Source organism: Priestia sp. P5_B4, assembly GCF_056400385.1.
This window is the reverse complement of the sequence record NZ_JBFULJ010001410.1, coordinates 1-641: the sequence shown is the minus strand read 5'-3', so window position 1 is coordinate 641 and position 641 is coordinate 1. Positions and strand designations below refer to the sequence as shown.

2 protein-coding genes are annotated in these 641 nt (G+C 31.7%); one reads left to right on the top strand and one right to left on the bottom strand.

Translation table 11 applies throughout. The features are described from left to right. Positions 1–56: 56 nt before the first annotated feature. On the top strand, positions 57–197 hold the full coding sequence (locus AC1DRF_RS31280; protein WP_162871496.1) for a hypothetical protein: 141 nt from the start codon (positions 57–59) through the stop codon (positions 195–197). Between the two features lie 86 nt (positions 198–283). Here AC1DRF_RS31280 and AC1DRF_RS31275 read toward each other — a convergent pair. Beyond that, a partial coding sequence (locus AC1DRF_RS31275; RefSeq protein WP_477742736.1) for a DUF5301 domain-containing protein occupies positions 284–641 on the bottom strand: 358 nt, incomplete at its 5' end.

Below are 641 nucleotides of genomic sequence, written 5' to 3'. Positions count from 1 at the left end.
TTTCTATTGATTTTTTTCTCTTTTTATACGAAAATATAAAAAAGGGAGGAAATATCATGAAAATCAAAAAAGCACTTCGCATCTTTATTGGAGCAAACGTCCTTGTATTATTAACATTTGGCCTTCTTCCAGCACTATTAGTTAACCCTGATATTGACCTAATTCAATCATTTATTAATTATATAGGCAAGGATTAATTCCGCTTAAAATAATCTAAATTTTCAATCTATTATTTTTATAAAAAAAGACAGCGCAGGCTGTCTTTTTTAGTAGGTTTACACGTTTATTTAGTTGAAAACAGCTTTTTAACATCTATTTTTTGATCTTTAACAATCGTATATGTCGCCTGCTTTTTATCTTCAAAGCTAAATGCTTTTATGTAGTCATTATCGTAAATCGTTAAGCCGTACGCATCTTTTCCATTTTCGACGATTTTTACCCAGTAAGCTTGGTCAAACTTTGGGTCGAGCTCCTTGCTTTTTTTCACTTCTACTTTTGCCAAAGAATGTACGATTTGCTTTATCTCTTTTTTATCATCTACTACACGCTTTCCTTCGTCTGTATCTATTTCAATACGCGTAACGTTTGCTTCATCTACTTTTATGACGTCTTTTAACTGATAGGCTTTCCCGGTATATGTA

Coding starts and splice junctions, on each gene's coding strand:
- AC1DRF_RS31280 (WP_162871496.1), top strand. CDS start 57: ATGAAAATCAAAAAAGCACTTCGCATCTTTATTGGAGCAAACGTCCTT.